This window comes from Clostridium sp. MCC328 (genome assembly GCF_018785465.1).
GTDB lineage: Bacteria > Bacillota > Clostridia > Lachnospirales > Lachnospiraceae > Pilosibacter > Pilosibacter fragilis.
Window position 1 is genome coordinate 1 of the sequence record NZ_WQPW01000059.1, and the last position, 19,021, is coordinate 19,021.

16 protein-coding genes are annotated in these 19,021 nt (G+C 51.3%); all 16 read left to right on the forward strand.

The features are described from left to right. Window positions 1–453 precede the first annotated feature (453 nt). The 16 genes from GPK83_RS09475 (at window position 454) to GPK83_RS09550 (ending at window position 18,928) form a co-directional block, all read left to right on the forward strand. Window positions 454–900 carry an ACT domain-containing protein gene (locus GPK83_RS09475; protein ID WP_015553369.1) on the forward strand — a complete coding sequence of 149 codons (447 nt, stop codon included), beginning with the start codon at window positions 454–456 and terminating at the stop codon, window positions 898–900. Between the two features lie 4 nt (window positions 901–904). Then, window positions 905–2,116 (forward strand): homoserine dehydrogenase, encoded by a 1,212-nt coding sequence (locus GPK83_RS09480; RefSeq protein WP_215704635.1) that lies wholly within the window; start codon window positions 905–907, stop codon window positions 2,114–2,116. Then, window positions 2,113–2,454: a DUF2752 domain-containing protein gene (locus GPK83_RS09485; protein ID WP_215704636.1), complete on the forward strand. Its 342-nt coding sequence runs from the start codon at window positions 2,113–2,115 to the stop codon at window positions 2,452–2,454. The genes GPK83_RS09480 and GPK83_RS09485 overlap by 4 nt, the downstream gene beginning before the upstream one ends. Window positions 2,455–2,734: 280 nt before the next feature. Beyond that, complete coding sequence (locus GPK83_RS09490; RefSeq protein WP_215704637.1) at window positions 2,735–3,901, forward strand: S-layer homology domain-containing protein; 1,167 nt, start codon at window positions 2,735–2,737, stop codon at window positions 3,899–3,901. Between the two features lie 141 nt (window positions 3,902–4,042). Continuing rightward, a complete protein-coding gene (locus GPK83_RS09495) occupies window positions 4,043–5,998 on the forward strand; it encodes an efflux RND transporter periplasmic adaptor subunit (protein WP_252196306.1) in 1,956 nt (651 codons plus the stop codon). 85 nt (window positions 5,999–6,083) lie between these two features. Next, window positions 6,084–6,836 carry an ABC transporter ATP-binding protein gene (locus tag GPK83_RS09500; protein WP_117514861.1) on the forward strand — a complete coding sequence of 251 codons (753 nt, stop codon included), beginning with the start codon at window positions 6,084–6,086 and terminating at the stop codon, window positions 6,834–6,836. 31 nt (window positions 6,837–6,867) lie between these two features. Beyond that, window positions 6,868–8,004: an ABC transporter permease gene (locus GPK83_RS09505; protein ID WP_345941797.1), complete on the forward strand. Its 1,137-nt coding sequence runs from the start codon at window positions 6,868–6,870 to the stop codon at window positions 8,002–8,004. A 186-nt stretch (window positions 8,005–8,190) separates the two neighbouring features. Continuing rightward, the gene (locus tag GPK83_RS09510) at window positions 8,191–9,462 is read left to right on the forward strand and encodes an N-acetylmuramoyl-L-alanine amidase family protein (RefSeq protein ID WP_215704639.1); all 1,272 of its coding nucleotides are present in this window, start codon (window positions 8,191–8,193) and stop codon (window positions 9,460–9,462) included. An 88-nt stretch (window positions 9,463–9,550) separates the two neighbouring features. After that, window positions 9,551–10,603 carry an N-acetylmuramoyl-L-alanine amidase family protein gene (locus GPK83_RS09515; protein ID WP_215704640.1) on the forward strand — a complete coding sequence of 351 codons (1,053 nt, stop codon included), beginning with the start codon at window positions 9,551–9,553 and terminating at the stop codon, window positions 10,601–10,603. A gap of 215 nt (window positions 10,604–10,818) precedes the next feature. Next, window positions 10,819–11,673 (forward strand): energy-coupling factor transporter ATPase, encoded by an 855-nt coding sequence (locus GPK83_RS09520; RefSeq protein ID WP_015553378.1) that lies wholly within the window; start codon window positions 10,819–10,821, stop codon window positions 11,671–11,673. Window positions 11,674–11,691: 18 nt separating this feature from the next. Beyond that, complete coding sequence (locus GPK83_RS09525; protein ID WP_215704641.1) at window positions 11,692–12,684, forward strand: energy-coupling factor transporter ATPase; 993 nt, start codon at window positions 11,692–11,694, stop codon at window positions 12,682–12,684. Continuing rightward, the gene (locus GPK83_RS09530) at window positions 12,678–13,478 is read left to right on the forward strand and encodes an energy-coupling factor transporter transmembrane component T (protein WP_215704642.1); all 801 of its coding nucleotides are present in this window, start codon (window positions 12,678–12,680) and stop codon (window positions 13,476–13,478) included. The genes GPK83_RS09525 and GPK83_RS09530 overlap by 7 nt, the downstream gene beginning before the upstream one ends. A 333-nt stretch (window positions 13,479–13,811) precedes the next feature. Next, complete coding sequence (truA, locus tag GPK83_RS09535; protein ID WP_015553381.1) at window positions 13,812–14,846, forward strand: tRNA pseudouridine(38-40) synthase TruA; 1,035 nt, start codon at window positions 13,812–13,814, stop codon at window positions 14,844–14,846. Beyond that, the gene (locus tag GPK83_RS09540) at window positions 14,843–16,258 is read left to right on the forward strand and encodes a sodium:solute symporter family protein (protein WP_215704643.1); all 1,416 of its coding nucleotides are present in this window, start codon (window positions 14,843–14,845) and stop codon (window positions 16,256–16,258) included. Before truA ends, GPK83_RS09540 begins: the two co-directional genes overlap by 4 nt. Then, window positions 16,255–17,595 carry a HAMP domain-containing sensor histidine kinase gene (locus tag GPK83_RS09545; protein WP_215704644.1) on the forward strand — a complete coding sequence of 447 codons (1,341 nt, stop codon included), beginning with the start codon at window positions 16,255–16,257 and terminating at the stop codon, window positions 17,593–17,595. The genes GPK83_RS09540 and GPK83_RS09545 overlap by 4 nt, the downstream gene beginning before the upstream one ends. Beyond that, on the forward strand, window positions 17,573–18,928 hold the full coding sequence (locus tag GPK83_RS09550; RefSeq protein ID WP_215704645.1) for a sigma-54 dependent transcriptional regulator: 1,356 nt from the start codon (window positions 17,573–17,575) through the stop codon (window positions 18,926–18,928). The genes GPK83_RS09545 and GPK83_RS09550 overlap by 23 nt, the downstream gene beginning before the upstream one ends. The last annotated feature ends 93 nt before the right edge of the window (window positions 18,929–19,021 follow it).

The following is a 19,021-nucleotide window of genomic DNA, read 5'->3' on the forward strand; positions in this document are numbered from 1 at the left end:
ACCTTCGGCTATATCCTTCCCACTACCGGGCGGATTCGGGACTTGCACCCGCTAGAAACGTGCGCCGCCGGGCGCACGTTGAATAAAAAAGTGGAGAACCTGATCTGCAGGTTCTCCCTTCTTGTTTTAAGAGCAATAACGTTACTGTACACGGGTAGGAATTTTCTGAACTGAAAATTCCGTACGATACACTTCTGGTAGCAGATTTTGCCGATTTGGAATGCGAAGCATCGGCAAAATCACGTTACTGTACACGCATACGTGTACAGTAACGCAATAACTGTGGATTTTGTCAGACAGCGAACATCTGCTTGCATAAGCATCCAAAATATGCTAAGATTCTTGCGTACACATGTTTTTCTGGGACGCACATATGGTAACGTGCCAGAGCAATGGACGAAACGTATGATTTCGGTAATAAAAAAGAAATTTTTAGCTTGTGAGGTCTGATATATGGAGAAAAAAAACAAGTATTATGTGGTTCGTGACAAAGCGCTGCCGGAAGTCCTTCAGAAAGTCGTTGAGGTGAAACGTCTCCTCGAGACGGACAAAAACATGACGGTGCAGGAGGCGGCGGAACAGGTCGGTTTAAGCCGCAGTTCCTTCTATAAATATAAGGATGATATTCTTCCGTTTTCCGACAACACGAGAGGAAAGACAGTGACACTTGTGACCCAGATGATGGACGAGCCGGGGCTTCTGTCTGACCTGCTCCACATCGTTGCGGATTACCGCGCGAATATCCTTACGATCCACCAGACGATCCCGGTAAACGGATCCGCGACGGTAACGCTCAGCGTGGAAGTTCTCTCAGATACGGGAAATGTTGCCGGTATGGTTGAGGAGATCGAGCACTTAAAGGGCGTACAGAACGTAAAAATTTTAGGAGTGGAGAAATAGACGGATGAAAGCGGCAATTATGGGATACGGAACCATCGGTTCTGGCGTGTATGAGGTTCTTGACAAGAACTGCAAAAGCGTAGAGAAAAAGGCTGGAGAGCCGATCGAAGTAAAATATATCCTGGATCTCAGGGAGTTTCCGGGAAGTCCTGTGGAGAAGCTTGTGATCCATGATGTGGAACAGATCGTAAATGACCCGGAGATCGGGATCGTTGTGGAGACCATGGGCGGAACAAAACCGGCCTACGAGTTTGTAAAGCGCTGCCTGTTCGCGGGAAAGCATGTGGTGACTTCCAATAAGGCACTGGTTGCGGCCCATGGGACAGAGCTGATCCGGATCGCCGCGGAAAAGAACATCAGCTTCTTGTTTGAGGCAAGTGTCGGCGGCGGTATTCCGATCATCCGCCCGCTTGTGGAGAGCCTCGGCGGCGAGGAGATTTTAGAAATCTCCGGTATCTTAAACGGAACGACAAACTACATCCTCACAAAGATGAATGAAGAGGGATGGAGCTTCGAGGAGGCGTTAAAGCGCGCCCAGGAATTGGGCTACGCGGAGCGCAACCCGGAGGCAGATATTGAAGGATATGACACCTGCAGAAAGATCGCGATCCTGACTGCGGTCGCAACAGGAAAAGAAGTAAACTACGAGGAGATCCCGACCCAGGGAATCACAAAAATCACTTCCATGGATTCCAGCTACGCGGCACATATGGGTGCGGCGATCAAGCTCTTCGGAACCAGCGTGAATAAAGATGGAAAGATCTATCTGGAGGTCGCGCCGGTCCTCGTGGATGCGAAAGACCCGCTGTATGCGGTGACAGATGTGTTCAACGGAATCCTCGTTGTGGGAAATATGCTGGGTGCGTCCATGTTCTATGGAAGCGGAGCAGGAAAACTGCCGACAGCCAGCGCCGTTGTCGGGGATATGATCTCCGCAGTCCGCTTCGGCGATGAGCCGGAGAAGATCGGCTGGAGCAGCGAGAAGCTTGAGGTACATCCGGCGGCTGAGCTTTCCAGAAAGTACTTTGCACGGTTTGAGGGTTCTGAGAGAGCAAAGAAAGAGGCCGTTGCGGCAGCTTTCGGTGACGTGAAATTTGTGACACTGGAAGGAACAGATGAGTTCGCGGTTCTGACCGGTGAGATGACAGGGGAAGAGTTCGACTCGGCAGCAGCAAAGGTCGGTGGACTGCGCCAGAAGATCGCAGCCAGATTATGATCCCGGCATGGTTCCGGATGCCATGCCTGTTTCAGATGATGACCGGGCTTTACTGTCCGGGATGCGGGGGAACGAGAGCCGTCCGGGCACTCCTTTCAGGGCATCCGGTACTAAGCTTTCTGTACCATCCGGTGGTGCCGTATATGGCATCGGTAGCTGTGTGGGCTGCGGTTTCCTGGATCCTGTATTTTGCCACGGGAAACAGGAGATTCCGACCGGAGTTGGATGACCGGATCGCTTACGCAGCGGCGGGGATCGTGATCTTAAATTTTATCATAAAAAACGGACTTCTGGTATTCGCCGGGATCGATGTGATCGGGCGGCTGCCGGGGGTGTGAGAATAGGGAGAAGACCTGGAGTGGGTACCGAAAGTGGTATCTGTTCTGGGTCTTTTTGTTTCATGCCACAATTTTGCCGCAGATATGCCCTGTTTTGTGTGACATCCTTCACAGTTTGAACACAGGTCAAACACAGAGGAATCACAAGTTTCTGATAAAGTTTATTGCAGAAACGTAATAAACAGTAAGAAAAATGCAAGGAACCAGGAGTACATGTACTTTAAAAGTACAAAGATCCCCGTGATGACGAGTGTACGCAGCAGTCAATGGAAATCAGGCAATGGATCTGGAAAGAGATGACCTGCAGGGGGCTGATGATCTGGTGGTCAAGGCGGATGAAAGGAGAATGGAAATGAGAAGAGGAAAGATAATAGCGGTCAGTCTGACGGTCTGTGCGGTGGGGGCCGGAATGACGGTGAACGCTTACGCGGCCAGCACCACATTTGAAATGAGGAAGAAAGCGGTGAGCCTGCTTGGAATTATAACGACGAGTAATTACCAGGCGAATGTGACGAGAGGTGAGTTTGCGGAACTCCTCGTAAAGGCATCGGACTACAAGGAGGCGGCAAACGCGGCGGGAACCGTATCTGTATTCGTGGATGTCTCCTCAAAATCCCAGTATTCTGCGGCGATCCGCACGGCGGCGACGAACTCCTGGATGTCCGGTTATCTCGGCGGAAACTTTAAGCCGGACGAGGGAGTTACGATGCGGGATGCCATCAAGGCAGTCCTGGGAGTCTTAGGATACACAAACGAGGATTTCTCCGGAAGTCTTCAGGAGAGCCGCCTTGCGAAGTTCAAGTCCCTGTCCCTGGATTCTGGGATCTATCGTGATCTTGACGAGGTCCTCACGAGGGAAGACTGCATCAACCTGTTCTATAACCTGATGAAGGCGAAGACAAAAGAAGGAAACCAGTACGGCAGCAAGGTATTTGACCTGACCTACAATTCCGACGGCGAGATCAATACCTCCTCGATCCTGGACAACAGCTTAAAGGGACCGAAGATCTTAAATAATGACAGCCGGAACTTAAAGAGTCTCGTTCCATTCTCCCTGAAGGACGCCACGATGTTCTTAAATGGCGAGGTGTCCGATGAGAGCGAGATCAACGATTATGCCACCGTGATCTACTACCACGAGGAGACAAAGATGATCTTCGCCTACTCCAACGGAGGCGAGAACAAAGGTGCCACAGAGGGACGCATCAAGGCAATCTACTACGATTCCAACGACCCGTTTACTCCGGTGAAGGTAGTCTTGAACACCGATTACCAGGACAACGGCGGAGAGGGCGATGAGTTTCAGATCAGCGGATCGGAGCTCCAGTACCTGTTCTCCGTCTACGGAGAGTTTGAGGTGGATGACAAGGTTGCCATTGTGTGGGAGAAGAGCGGAAGCGACGAGAATGCGACTTATACGGTTGTAGATGTTGTCGGAGATTATTGATTAGTTACGAATATACATATAATACATGAAATAGAAATACCGCAGAAGGAATGCGGGTAGAGAAAATTAAGGCAAGGAAATTCAGATCTGGAACATAGTTAAGAGAAGCGGAAGATTTCAATAGACAGGAAAGGAATGAGTATGGAGAACGAAAAGGTGGCCGCAGAGAAGAAACGGAAAAAACGGAAAGGAAAAAGCGGGAGGATCGTGATCGTGCTTATAGTGGTTCTGGCAGTGCTGCTTGGCGGATTTTTCCTCTATAAGAAAAAGACCACGAGCCAGAAACGTCAGGGTGACCAGTCTGTGTCAACGGCGACAGTGAAGCGGACGGACATCAGTTCAGAGCTCACGGCGTCCAGCGCCCTGTCTCCGAAGGACACCTACGAGGTGACATCCCTGGTGGAAGGAGAGGTCATCGAGGCGAACTTTGAGGAGGGCGATGTTGTAGAAAAAGGTCAGGTCCTCTACCGGATCGACGCATCCTCCATGGACTCTGACCTGAGCTCCGCAGAGACAAGTCTCCAGCGCGCGAAGGAAAGTGCCCAGACGGCACAGTCCAATTACGCCGAGGAGACAGCGCGGATCGCCGGAAATACATACCGCTCTACAGCGTCCGGATATATCAAGACTCTCTATATCAAAGAGGGCGATAAGGTAAATAACGGAACGAAGATCGCGGATCTCTATGATGACTCCGTTATGAAGATCACAGTCCCGTTCCTCTCAGGCGAGGCGGCGGAGATCAACGTAGGTGACGAGGCAGCAGTGACTCTGGAGGACACCGGCGAGAAGATCTCCGGTACGGTCACGATCGTCAGCAGCATGGAGGAGACACTCTCCGGAGGACGTCTCGTAAAAAACGTGACGGTCGAGGTATCAAACCCAGGCGGACTCACGACAGACACCGCGGCATCCGTGACCGTCGACGGATTTGTCTGCAGTGCCGAGGGAACATTCGCCGCGAAGACGGAGACGACCCTGAGCGTGGAAATCTCCGGAAACAAGAGCCTTGAGATCGAGAACCTTCTGATTCATGAAGGTTCTTATGTGGAGAAAAACTCCGAGCTGTTCCAGGTGACCACAAAGACGGCGGAAGAGTATTTAAAGGAATTCAAGGATGCAGTGGAGAGCGCAGATGACAACCTGGAAAACGCGGAGAACAAGCTGAGCAACACTCAGGACAGTGTGGATGACTATACGATCACAGCGCCGATCTCGGGGACAGTGATTACGAAAAACGTGAAGGTTGGGGATAAGATCTCCAAGAGCTCCAGCGGAACGACCACCATGGCGGTGATCTACGACCTGTCCACCATGACACTGGAGATGTCCGTGGATGAACTCGATGTCTCAAGCGTCAAGGTCGGCCAGTCTGTGGAGATCACGGCGGATGCGGTGGAAGGTGAGACATTCACAGGAACCGTCACAAATGTGAGTCTGCAGAGCAGCTACTCCAACGGTGTCACAAACTATCCGGTGACAGTGACTCTGGACGATACGGGAAGTCTTCTTCCGGGCATGAACGTGGATGCGAAGATCATTCTCGACAGTTCCGAAGATGCATTAGTGATTCCGGCGAGCGCGCTGATGCGTGGAAACAGAGTGTATGTGAAGAAGAGTTCGGACAGCACAGAAAATGCTGATACACAGAGAAATGACAGTTCAGATAATGTGGGTGACGCAGATTCAGAGAGAAAGAACCATGGAGATGGAACTCTGAATGCAGATTCAGTGGATAGACAGCCGGATGCAGGCGCAGAGGCAAGTGGCAGTTCCAAAGGTTCCGGTACGGATAATTCCAGCTCTAAGAGCAACGGCTCCGGAAAATCCGGCAGCAGCAACGTCCCGGACGGCTTCGAGGCGGTCCAGGTGACAACTGGAATCATCAACGACGATTATGTGGAGATCCTTTCCGGTCTCTCTGAGGGGGACGAGGTCTACATTTCCTCCGATTCCGGAAGCTCGACGCAGACCAATCAGATGCAGATGGGCGGCATGGGCGGTCCTGGCGGTGATATGGGCGGAGGCGTACCGGGCGGTCCTGGAGGAAACGGCGGAAATGGCGGCGGCAACGGCAGCGGACGAAGATCTCAGTAGTGCATAGGAGATAAATTGTATGGAAAAGACTGAATTCTCAATACAAATAGATACCGCAGAGCAGAAAAAAATGTCTGAAGAGCCGATGAAACAGGAAGAGGCAGTTTCAAAAGTTCATGAGAAGTTGGAAAAGCAGGAACCTCTGATAGAGCTGCGCAATATCTACAAGATCTACTACATGGGCGACGAGGAAGTCCACGCCAACGACGGCATCAGCCTTTCCATCAACAAAGGCGAGTTCGTCGCCATCGTCGGCAAATCTGGAAGCGGAAAATCAACCCTGATGAACATCATCGGCGCCCTGGATGTCCCGACGGAGGGCGAATATTTCCTCGGCGGCGAGGATGTGGCGGATATGTCCGACAACGAGCTGGCGGAGATCAGAAACCGCATGATCGGCTTTATCTTCCAACAGTATAACCTGCTTCCAAAGTTAAATCTCTTAGAAAACGTGGAACTTCCGCTTCTCTACGCCGGTTATGACAAAAAGGAACGTCGGGAGCGGGCTATGAATTCCCTGAAAAGGGTCGGACTTGAAGAAAAATGGAAGAATCTTCCGAACCAGCTCTCCGGCGGCCAGCAGCAGCGAGTCTCCATCGCGCGGGCTCTCGCAGGAGATCCGTCCTTAATCCTGGCGGATGAGCCCACGGGTGCCCTGGACTCCAGGACAGGCCGGGAAGTGCTTGATTTTTTAAAGAAACTCAATGAAGAAGGAAACACGATCGTCATGATCACCCACGACAGCTCCATCGCTCTGGAGGCGAAGCGGGTGGTGCGGATCCATGACGGAAAGATCAATTTCGACGGGGATGTGAAAAAGTATGCTGCAATCATTTAAAATGGCGTTAAAAAGTATCTGGGGCAACAAAATGAGATCCTTTCTCACGATGCTTGGAATCATCATTGGTGTCGCGTCGGTGATCATTCTGGTCAGCATCGTCAACGGCTATATGTCCTACATGGTGGAGAGCTTTTCTTCTATGGGTGTCAATCAGATCACGGTCCAGTACAAGGCGGTGGCATCCAGAAGTATTGATGTGAACGAATTTTATGAGTTCTACGAGGAACATTCAGACCTCTACGAGAACATGTCCCCGAACGTGTCAGTCAGCGTCACGGTAAAACATGACTCCGACACCATGGATTCCACCAGTGTCGGCGGCTACAGTGAGGATTATCTCGCAATCAAGGACTACGAGATCGAGTATGGCAGAAATCTCCAGTACTCCGACATGGAGGCGAGACGAAAAGTCGCGGTCATCGGCGCTTATGTGGCGGAGGAACTCTACGGCGGCTCCCAGAACGCCGTGGGCGAGACGGTCAAGTTAAACGGTGACAGCTACACCATCGTAGGCGTTGTGGAACGGCAGACGGAGAGCAGCTCTGAGTTTGATGACGGATGTATGGATGACTTTGTGTGGATTCCGTATTCCAGAGCTGTGAAGATGGCGAGAAATGCTGTGATCAACAACTATATCTTCACATCGCGGGACATCAACGACACGGAAACGTGCACGACAGAACTTAAAAATTTTCTCTATGAAAAGATGAAGAGCGAAAACCTCTACACGGTGACAGCAATGAGCTCCCTTCTCGATTCCTTAAATGAGCAGATTGCCATGATGAGCATGATGCTGGGCGGTATCGCGGGTATCTCCTTGTTAGTTGCAGGCGTCGGTGTCATGAACATCATGCTGGTGTCCGTGACAGAGAGAACCAGGGAGATCGGCATCAGGAAGGCCCTCGGCGCAAAGAAGAGCGTGATCATGCAGCAGTTCGTCATCGAGGCGCTGGTCACAAGCTCCATCGGCGGAATCATCGGAATCATGATCGGAGCCTTAGCAAGTACGGGAATCGGTGCCCTCATGGGAATCGACGCGCCGCCGACCATGACGGCAGTTGTGATCTCGTTTAGCGTTTCTGTTGCCATCGGACTGATCTTTGGTTACATGCCGGCGAGCCGGGCGGCGAAGCTGAATCCGATCGACGCACTGAGGACAGACTAAAACTACGCAGAAAATGACAGGATCAACGGTAAATATGGAAAATGGAAGAATAATAGGAAAATGCAGATTCTAAGCCTCAAACTGCCACGGATTTGCCGCTAAAAGACAGAATATCTTAAGTTGACGGAAGTGTTTGCCCACCCTTATAATATAGTTAAAGAAAGATACTTGAGGGGAGGCAATCCTATGGCAGAAAGAAAATGGAAAAAAATAAGTACATGGATGGCCGCATGGGTCATGGCGGTCGTGTTTGCGGTATCCGGGGCGCAGACAGCGTTTGCGGCGACCAGTTATGTGAACAGTGTCAGCATCACGCTGGATGTGACACCGACGGTGGGGGAATCCCTGCCGGATCTTGATGTGGGATACAATTCTGATAACTGCGAGGTATCGATCCCGAACAACGATAAATATGATATCGTATCCGCAAAGTGGTCTTCCACAAAGAACGACGTGAAGATCGGCGGAACCTACACCATGAAAGTTACTTTAAAGACTTTAAATGACTATAGGTTCAGCAGCAGCTCCTACACTTCCTCAAAGGTAAAGGTAAAGAACGGAACTTTTGTCAGCGCTTCGAGAACATCTTCCGACCGTCTGGTGGTTACCGTAAAGACAAAACCGGCAAAGGGCGATCTTGACGCGCCGGGCGAGGCATACTGGCAGACCACAAAGTCCGGAAGCTCCGATCTCGGACTCGCGAAGTGGGAGGCCGTTGAGGACGCGTCCTACGAGGTGTACCTCTACCGCGGCAGCAAGAACGTCTACAAGAGCGGCGAGATCCACACCAGCAGCTGTGATCTCTTTCCGTATATGGGCTCCAAGGGAACCTACACCTTTAAGGTGCGCGCGCTCCCGTCAAACGATGAGGTATCCAAGTACGCGTCAAAGAGCGACTGGACCATATCCGATGAGGTCTATATCGATGAGGATGACGCGGCGAGAGCGGCAAAGAAAAAGCCGTCAAGCGGCAACAACAGCAGCACAAATAACTCCGGAAATTCCCAGCAGGCCCCGTCAAATGTGAATGAGGTCGGCTGGATCCTTGACGGAAACCGCTGGTATTATCGTTACCCGGACGGAACTTATTTAAAGAACGGCTGGGGATTTATCGGAAATATCTGGTACTTATTTGACGCAAACGGAATGATGCTCACCGGCTGGCAGATGAAGAACGGCGTTTATTACTACATGAACGGTGACGGAAAGATGCAGACGGGCTGGCTTCTCTACAACAATACCTGGTATTATCTCTCCGAGAGCGGAGCTATGGTGACCGGCTGGATTACGCTGGGTGACAAGGCTTATTACCTCGGCGGCGACGGCGGAATGCTCACAGGATGGCAGAACATCGACGGACAGATCTACTACCTGTATCCGGATGGACATAAGGCGGTCAATGAAGTGATCGATACCTTCTATGTAGATCAGGACGGTATCTGGAGAAAACCGCAGTAAAGATCTGAACCTGCAGGGCATGCGGTTATGCGGTGAAAATCGTCGGAATATTTTCCAGCAGACTGAAAATACAGGAAAGGAGCACCTTATGAGACAGAAAACTTTTGGAAAATGGCTTGCGGCAGCAGGAATTCTGATTGTGATGACGATATGGATGGTTCTTCCTGCACTGGCTGCGCCGACGGTGAATTCTATAAGGATCACCTTTAAAGACAAGTATGAAGATCCCGGCGTGATCGAGGAGCCGGAGATCAGCTGCGGCAGCTACGGGATCGAGATCACATCCGTGGAGTGGAGCAAGGATGTAGAAAAATGGAATCCTGGAACGAAAGTGACGGCAACGCTGATTCTTTCCTCCAGCGGAAGAGAGTTCTCCTCCAGCTACGGTTCAAAGTCCTGCCAGATCTCCGGTGCAACGTTGAGTAAGGCAGTGAAAGTGGATGATGACCTGAAGGTCACAGCCACTTACTACCCGGTGGTATGGCTGGAGTCCCCGGATGAAGCCGGCTGGAGCGCTTCGAACCATATGAAAGCGGTCTGGAAGAAAGTCGATTATGCGACGGGATATCAGATCCGCCTGTACCGGGATGACTATTATCTCCGGACCATCGATGCGACGGGAACCAGCAAGGACCTCTCCGAGTATATGGGAAGAGAGGGAAACTACTATTACGAGATCCGCGCGGTGGGAAAGACAACGAACGATGCGAAGTACCGCAAGAGCAGTGATTATATTACCTCTTCTGACCGGTATTTGGATGACCTTGGCGACACAGAAGGCAGCTGGAAGAATTACGCGGATGGAAAGAAGTATGTGGACGAGAATGGCCAGATCGTGATCTCCCAGTGGTACCGGATCCTCGGAACATGGTATTATTTCGATGAAAACGGATATATGGCGACAGGCTGGAGAATGGTAAATAATAAATGGTATTACCTTGGAAGTGATGGAAAGATGGTAACCGGCTGGAAGCAGATCGGCGGTGTCTGGTACTACATGGATGCCGATGGAGCGATGGCAACAGGCTGGCGTCAGACAGCACCGGGACAGTGGTATTACCTGAACGCGAACGGAGCGATGGCAGCGTCCACTGTGATCGACGGATATACGTTGGATGCATCGGGGCTCTGGGTAAGTTAGAAAGGAATGATGGGCGGCATGTCATAGGAGAAATCCTGTGGCATGCCGTTTTCACATATCTGAAAAGGTAAGCTCCTGGAACCACGCGAAAACACTTGACTTACTATGAGATATCAACTAAAATTTAGAAACGTGTAAACATTTGTCGCGGCAGCCTGAAGGTGTATGCGGCGCCGCAGTCACTTGAAGTTTATGAAAAACGAGAAAGGATTTCTATGGGAATCATTAAAGCAGTGAACCTGATCTTTGACTATATCAGGCACGATGAAGAGGAAGACAAGGATGAGGTCAGCCATGCGTTAAAAGGCGTCTCTCTGGACATCAAGGAAGGCGATTTCGTAGCGATTTTGGGACATAACGGATCCGGAAAATCCACATTCGCGAAGCTGATGAACGGAATCCTGCTTCCAACGGATGGAACAGTCTATATTTCTAAAATGAGGACGGACGACGAGGAGCATCTCTGGGATGTACGAAAGACGGCGGGAATGGTATTCCAGAACCCGGATAACCAGATCATCGGAAACGTGGTGGAAGAGGACGTTGGATTCGGACCGGAGAACATGGGAGTTCCGACGGAGGAAATCTGGGCGCGGGTCGACAAGAGCCTTGAGGCAGTCGGAATGACGGCCTACAGACTCCAGTCTCCGAATAAGCTTTCCGGCGGACAGAAACAGCGCGTGGCCATCGCTGGCGTTATGGCGATGAAGCCCCGGTGTATCGTTCTGGATGAGCCGACAGCGATGTTAGACCCGAACGGACGCCGCGAGGTCATTAAAACGGTCCATGAACTGAACCGTCAGGAAGGAATCACGGTAGTTCTGATCACCCACTATATGGAAGAGGTCATTGACGCAGACCGCGTGGTCGTTATCGACGGTGGACATGTCGTGATGGACGGAACCCCGAAAGAGGTCTTTTCCAGAGTCAAGGAACTGAAAAAATACAGCCTCGATGTGCCGCAGGTAACGGAACTGGCAGATGAATTAAAGGAAGCCGGAATGGATCTTCCTTATGGAATTCTTTCCATCGACGAGCTTGTGGATGAACTTGTTCCGCTCTTAAAATAGTGGAGAAATGGTGGAAATATGGCAATCGAAATTAAACACTTGAATCATATATACGGGCAGGGAACGATCTTTGAGCAGTATGCCTTAAAGGATGTAAATCTTACGATCCATGATGGCGAGTTTATCGGCCTCATCGGTCATACCGGATCCGGAAAATCAACCCTGACCCAGCATTTAAACGGACTTTTAAAGGCAACGAGCGGAGATATCCTCTATAACGGAGAGAGTATTTATAAAGAGGGATATTCCATGAAAGAGCTCCGCAGCCATGTGGGGCTGGTATTCCAGTATCCGGAGCATCAGCTGTTTGAGGTGGATGTATTCTCAGATGTCTGCTTTGGACCGAAGAATCTGGGACTCCCGAAGGAGGAGATCGAGAAGCGCGCGAAAGAGGCGCTGGACATGGTGGGACTCGATGAGAGCTTTTATAAGCAGTCTCCCTTCGACCTTTCCGGAGGTCAGAAGCGTCGAGTGGCTATCGCGGGTGTTCTGGCGATGAAACCGGAGGTCCTGATCTTAGATGAGCCGACAGCCGGTCTCGACCCGAAAGGACGCGACGACATTTTAGGACTCGTACAAAAGCTCCATAACGAGCAGGGGCTGACGATCATTCTCGTCTCCCACAGCATGGAGGATGTGGCGCGATATGTGTCACGTCTTGTAGTCATGAACCATGGCGAGAAGGTCTTCGACGGAACCCCGAAGGAAGTATTCCGCCACTATAAAGAGCTGGAAGCCATTGGCCTTGCGGCACCGCAGATCACCTATGTGGTGCACAAGCTGATCGACAAGGGGATCCCGCTGGATCCGGATATCACGACGGTGGAAGAGGCGAAGAATGCGATCCTTAAGATCTGGCGCGAAAAGAATGGAAAAAGTTCCGGAAATGCAGCTCAGGTAAGCACAGCTGGAGCAGTTTCCGAGAACGCAGGTCATGGGAACGCCGCCGGAACAGCCTCTGAGAAGGCGGACAGCGCAGAAAAGACAGCCGGGGAGGAAAAGACATGTTAAGAGATATCACGCTTGGACAGTACTACCCGGTTGATTCCCTGCTTCACAGGCTGGATCCGAGAACAAAATTATTTGGAACGCTTGTATACATCGTAACCTTATTTATCGCGGACAACCTTTGGGCATACCTTGCGGCGACGATCTTTCTGATCACTGCCATCAAGCTCTCCAATGTCCCGGTAAAATTCATGGTGCGCGGCTTAAAATCCATCATGTTCCTGCTTCTCCTCAGCGTCAGCTTTAACCTGTTCCTGACGCCGGGTACCCCGATCTTTAAGATCGGTTTCCTGCAGATGACCTGGGAAGGTCTCCGGTTTGCGGCATTTATGGCGATCCGCCTGGTATACCTTGTTATGGGATCCACGATCCTTACACTCACAACGACACCGAACCAGCTGACAGACGGTCTGGAAAAGAGCTTGGGCTTCTTAAAGAAGGTCGGTGTTCCGGTCCATGAGGTGTCCATGATGATGTCCATCGCGCTCCGGTTTATCCCGATCTTAATTGAGGAAACGGATAAGATCATGAAAGCGCAGATGGCGAGAGGTGCTGACTTCGAGAGCGGGAATCTGATCCAGAAGGCGAAATCCATGGTACCGCTTCTTGTACCGCTTTTCGTATCCGCATTCCGTCGTGCCACGGATCTCGCGATGGCCATGGAGGCGAGATGCTACCGCGGCGGCGAGGGAAGAACGAAGATGAAACCGCTTAAGTACGCGAAGAGGGACCACATGGTTTATGGGGCGTATCTGGTGTATTTTGTGGTGGCAATTTTGCTTAAGGTCGTTTTGTAAAGAAATGGTAACTGTTCAGTAGGTCTGCGCACTTGCTGCGCTGACCGTAAGGAAACATAGGCTGGAAGGCAAAAATCCCATCAGCGAAGCTGATCTGGAATGGATTTTTGCACGTAACTATGAAGGTACTGAATAGTTACAAGAAATGAACGATTTCAGCCGGGAAAAAGTAATTTGATATCTGATTCTATCCGGAAAACCGGGCAGAATTGGATTCGGCTGCAAATGGCAGAAGATAATTTGCAGCTGTGAAGCTGCAAAATAGCTGCTGGATCTGTATAAAAGTAAATTTGCCCGGGAATCCCCGGGCAGCAGAGGGAAAACAATAAAGCTATGAGACGAATCAAACTGACGGTGGCCTACGACGGCACCGCATACAAGGGCTGGCAGCTCCAGCCCAATGGCGTTACCATAGAGGAGATGTTAAATAAGGCTCTTTCGGATCTTCTGAAAGAGCCTGTCTGCGTCATTGGGGCAAGCCGGACGGACTCCGGCGTCCATGCGCGCGGAAATGTGGCGGTCTTTGACACGGAGAGCCGGATCCCGGGAGATAAATTCTGTTACGCGGTAAACCGCGGACTCCCGGAGGATATCCGTGTGGTGGAATCCGAGGAAGTTCCCCTGGACTGGCATCCGAGAAAGCAGAACTGCGTAAAGACCTACGAGTATCAGATCTTAAACTGTAAGATCGAGATCCCGACAAGACGCCTCTACGCCCATTTCTGCTATTACCCGTTAAACGTGGAAAAGATGAATGAGGCGGCAAAATATCTCATCGGGGAACATGATTTCATCAGCTTCTGCGCCGCAAACCACCAGGCGGAGGAGACGGTCCGGACGATCTACGGGGCTGAGGTGAAAAAGAATGATGAGGATATCGTAACGATCCGCCTTTGCGGCAGCGGATTCCTCTACAACATGGTGCGGATCATAGCAGGAACACTCTTAAAAGTGGGAACCGGTGAGTGGGAGCCGGAACATGTGAAAGAGGTACTGGAGGCAAGAAACCGCAAAGAGGCGGGACAGACTGCTCCGGCGAAGGGGCTGACACTTGTGGGAATCGAGTATGAGAGGGAGATCCCGATGGAGATCATTGGGAGAAATGAACATTGGGACGCTGTTCTGGATCAGAGTAAACTGGAATCCGACGGAATCTCCTTTGTACGGATCAGGTTCTCCGAACCGGAAGAACTCCCCCGCCTGATCCGCCGCATGGTGCATCAGGCATACCGGAATGGGGCGAAGAAAGTGTTTGTGACGGTACCGGATGGGTATGAGGTGTCGGAGACGGAAAGTTATGGATATTACCGGCTCCGAAGACTGGATAACGGAAGTTACGGCACAGAATATACGGGGAGGGCGCTATGAACCAGGTACTGATCCAGCTGATCTATTTTGTGATCTATTCCGTTGTGTTCCTGGTCATCGGAAAGCTCTCCTTTTCGGAAAGCGATTCTCTCTCCAAGTTTTTCGTCGGTGAGAGAAAAAATGACGAAAAACGCCTGTTTTTCACATTTGTCGGAACCTGGGTCTCCGCGGCGACGATTCTGGGATTTACGGGAAACGTATATCACAGTGGACTCTCCGTCATCGCGTCGTCGGTCATCCCGTGGTTTATCGGAGCAGGACTTCTGTATCTGATCACAGACAGGCTTTATGAGAATGATGTCCTGTCGATTCCGGAACTGATCGGAAAAAAGCATCATTCGAAATTTCTGCAGACTGCATCGGCTGTATTCATGATCTGCGGCTATATTTTCTATCTGATGATCCAGATCAAGGGATTTGGCATCGCGGTATCCAGCCTGCTGAATATCAATTACAAGGTAGCTGTCTTTCTTGTCTATCTTTTTATCCTCTATTCGAGCTTCGGCGGCTTTAACTCCGTCACGAAGTCGGACTGCCTCAATCTGATCATGCTCTCTGTGAGCATCGGGGTTCTGTATCTGGTTATCGTAAAAAACGTTCCGGGACACTGGTTTTTGACGGATCAGACTGTGCATGAACTCATAAAGAGCAAGGGCGTTTTCGAAAATCAGACAGCGGAGATTGGAATCTTCGTATATATCTCCATGTTCTTCGGCTGGGGAATGGGACTGGCGTCGAATCCCCAGTATATGGTCAGGATCCTGGCGGCGAAGGATAAAAAAACCGCAAAACATATGATCCTGCATGCACTGATATTCCTGTGCGTGCTGTACTTTGCACTGACCCAGATCGGTCTTGGACTGCGGATCCTCTTTCCACAGCTGAAAAATTATTGCTCCGCGGATGACGTATTTATCTATGCAGTGGTCAATCTCATGAACACACCGTTCAGCGGTTTCTTCCTGATCAGCGTGATCGGCGCCTGTGTCTCAACGGCGAACTCCCAGCTTCACCTGATCGGCTGCATGCTGTCCTACGATGTGGCTGCCCAGATCACAAAAAAGAAGATGTCGGAGGAGCAGATCCTCATCCTGGCGCGGGTATTTATCTTCATAGGTGGCACGGCTGCACTGATCTTATCCGTAAATCCGCCGGAGGACATGCTGTCCTTCGGAGCGGACATCTGGGGATTATTCTCGGCGGCGCTTGCCCCTCTGATCTACGGTGGACTGTACTGGAAACGGAGAACGAAAGCCGGGGCGGTGGGAGCGTTCTTTACGGGACTTATCTGCTCTGTCCTGTTCTGGAAAATGGATCTCCGGATATACTGGGCATTTCCGGCAACACTGTGCGCGGCGGCAGTCTATGTTGTGATCCCGATGTTTGAGAAGAAAAGAGGGGCCAAAGAATGAGCGGAAAGAAAAAACAGCTGTTTCGATCATGGTTCTGCAGGATCGAGCATGAGATCATGCTGCCGTTCGTCACGGTGGGAATTCTGGTGGTCTGTGCATTCTGTGCTATTTCGGTGTATAATGGATATACGGAAAAGCTTAAGGACAGAAAAGAGTACGCGAGGACCACGATCCGCGGCATGGAGGCGGATATTTACTATCTGCAGGGAAAACTGAGTGAGGAGGAGATCCGGCAGAAGTATAATTTTTATCATGATCCGGCGGTGCGGATCATGGCTGCCGACGGTACGGTCATCACAGGGGACGAGGAGATCCCGGACGGGAACATGGAACTCCTGTACGCGGACAGTGGAAATTCCATGGGGTGGCGTCTGGAATACTGGATGGATAAAAAGTCATTCGAGAACGCGATCCTGGAAGAACAGAATTACGTCATTGTGGGCGCTGTGGCCAGTCTCCTGATCATCGTCCAGGTCAGCGTGTTCCTCGCCTGGAGTCTCACAAAACCGATCCGCAGCATGGGCGCGGCGTGTAAAAAGCTCGATGAGAACAAGGACGGGTTCCGGGAGTACAGCTTTCCGGAGACAGCGAGAAAGGACGAGATCGGCCAGCTGGCGAGAACTTTTGAGAATCTTCTGAAAAACCTTGATAATTACACAAAAATGGAGTATACGAGCCGGATGTCATCGGCGCTGGCCCACGAGATCAAAAATCCGCTGGCCGGGATCCGTTCCGGGATCCAGGTCCTGGGCGGACGGGCGGTGAAGGAGAATGAAAAGCTTCTCTGCGACAGCATGCTCCATGAAATCGACCGGGTGACCGGGCTGATCAATGACCTGTTTACGCTGTCGGTGAAGAAGGAAAACCACAGACATGTCTTTCCGGCGGATGCGGTGCTGCGGGAGGTGGCATCGATCTACGCGAAGGAGTGCGAACAGCAGAATGTCACGTTCGAGACAGACTGCGCGGCATGTGAGGTGTTTGCCGATGAGAATGAAATGCGCCAGATGCTGTACAATCTTCTGACAAACAGCATGCGGGCGGTCAGCCGGGACGGAACGGGGAAGATCTGTCTCTCAGTGTCTTCCGACGGAGGTATGACTACATTCTGCGTCTCCGACAACGGAAAAGGAATGAATGAAGAGGAACTGAAACGTGCAAGAGAACCGTTCTACACGAAGAGCATTAACGGCGTCGGGCTTGGTCTGGCGATCGTAAACCGGCTGATCGAGCAGAACCACGGCAAAATGGAAATGGAAAGCGCTCCGGGCCGCGGAACAACGGTGCGCCTGATTTTTGAAAGCAGGGATGAACATGAAAAAGGTACTGATCGTTGATGATGAATTTCTGATCCGGTTTACACTGGAGGAAGGATTGAAGGACCGGGGATACGAGACCCAGTCGGCGGAAACGGTGAAGGACGCTCTCGAGAAGATGAAAACGTTCCATCCGCAGGTGATCCTCCTGGATAACCGCCTGCAGGACAGCCTCGGGATCGACGAGATCTCCACGTTCCGTTCTGCCGATGAGGAGGTCCAGGTGATCCTGATGACGGCGTACGGCTCTGTTGCCCAGGCGGTGGAGGCGACGAAGCGCGGCGCTTACGACTATATTTTAAAGCCCTTTGATATTGACGAGATCGACCGGATCGCCAGCCGCTGCATTGGTCAGATGCAGGATCGGGAATCCCTGGAGTTTCTAAAGGGAAAAACGCAGGAATTTATCGGAGTCAGCGACGCCGCGATGCGGATCCGGCGCCACATCGAACTTCTCGGAAAGAATTCCACGGTGAATATTCTGATCCGGGGCGAGACCGGAACGGGAAAAGAGGTTGCGGCGTCCCTGATCCATGCCTGCAGCGACCGGAGGGACCACCTGATGGTCCGCATCAACTGCAGCGCAATTCCGGAACATCTGATGGAGAGCGAGCTCTTTGGCTATGAGCGGGGGGCCTTTGCGGGTGCGATGAAGACGAAGAAAGGTCTGATCGAGCTGGCAGCAGGCGGAACCGTGTTCTTGGATGAGATCGGGGAACTTCCCCTCTCCATGCAGACAAAGATCCTCACGTTCCTGGACCATAAGAAGTTCAAGCGTGTGGGTGGTCTGGAGGACATCGAAGTGGATGCCCGGGTGATCGCGGCGACAAACCGGAATCTGGAACACGCCGTAAAGCAGGGGGAATTCCGGGAAGACCTTTTTTACCGGATCAATGTCATGGAACTTGTGATCCCGCCGTTACGGGACCGGAGAGAGGACATTCCGGCGCTCTGCGATTATTACCTGAAATATTATAACGGCATGTTTGGAAAGAATATCACCCATGTGGATCCTGATTTTATGCGGGAGCTGCTTTTGTATGACTGGAAAGGGAATGTTCGGGAACTGAAAAATATTTTTGAGCGCTGCTTCTTATTCTGTCAGGGGGACGTGCTCGAAAAACATGTGGAATTAAAACGGGTGGACTGGAAAGATGATACCCGGACAGGAGAACCGTTTGCGCTAAAGGATCTTCGGAAAGGACCGATCAGTCTCGATCAGGAGGTTTCCATGCTGGAACAGATCTACATGGACCAGGCGCTGAAGCTCTGCGGAAACAACGTGACAAAAGCGGCGGCCCTTTTGGGGATCACAAGATTCTCCATGAAGAGAAGACTTGATAAGGAAGACTGAAATCTTACGGCCCTCGCGGAAGGGCGCAGATCTGCTGAACAATTGAAAACGTGCAAAAATTCACATCGTGCGAAATCGCTCGCTGAAAATGAG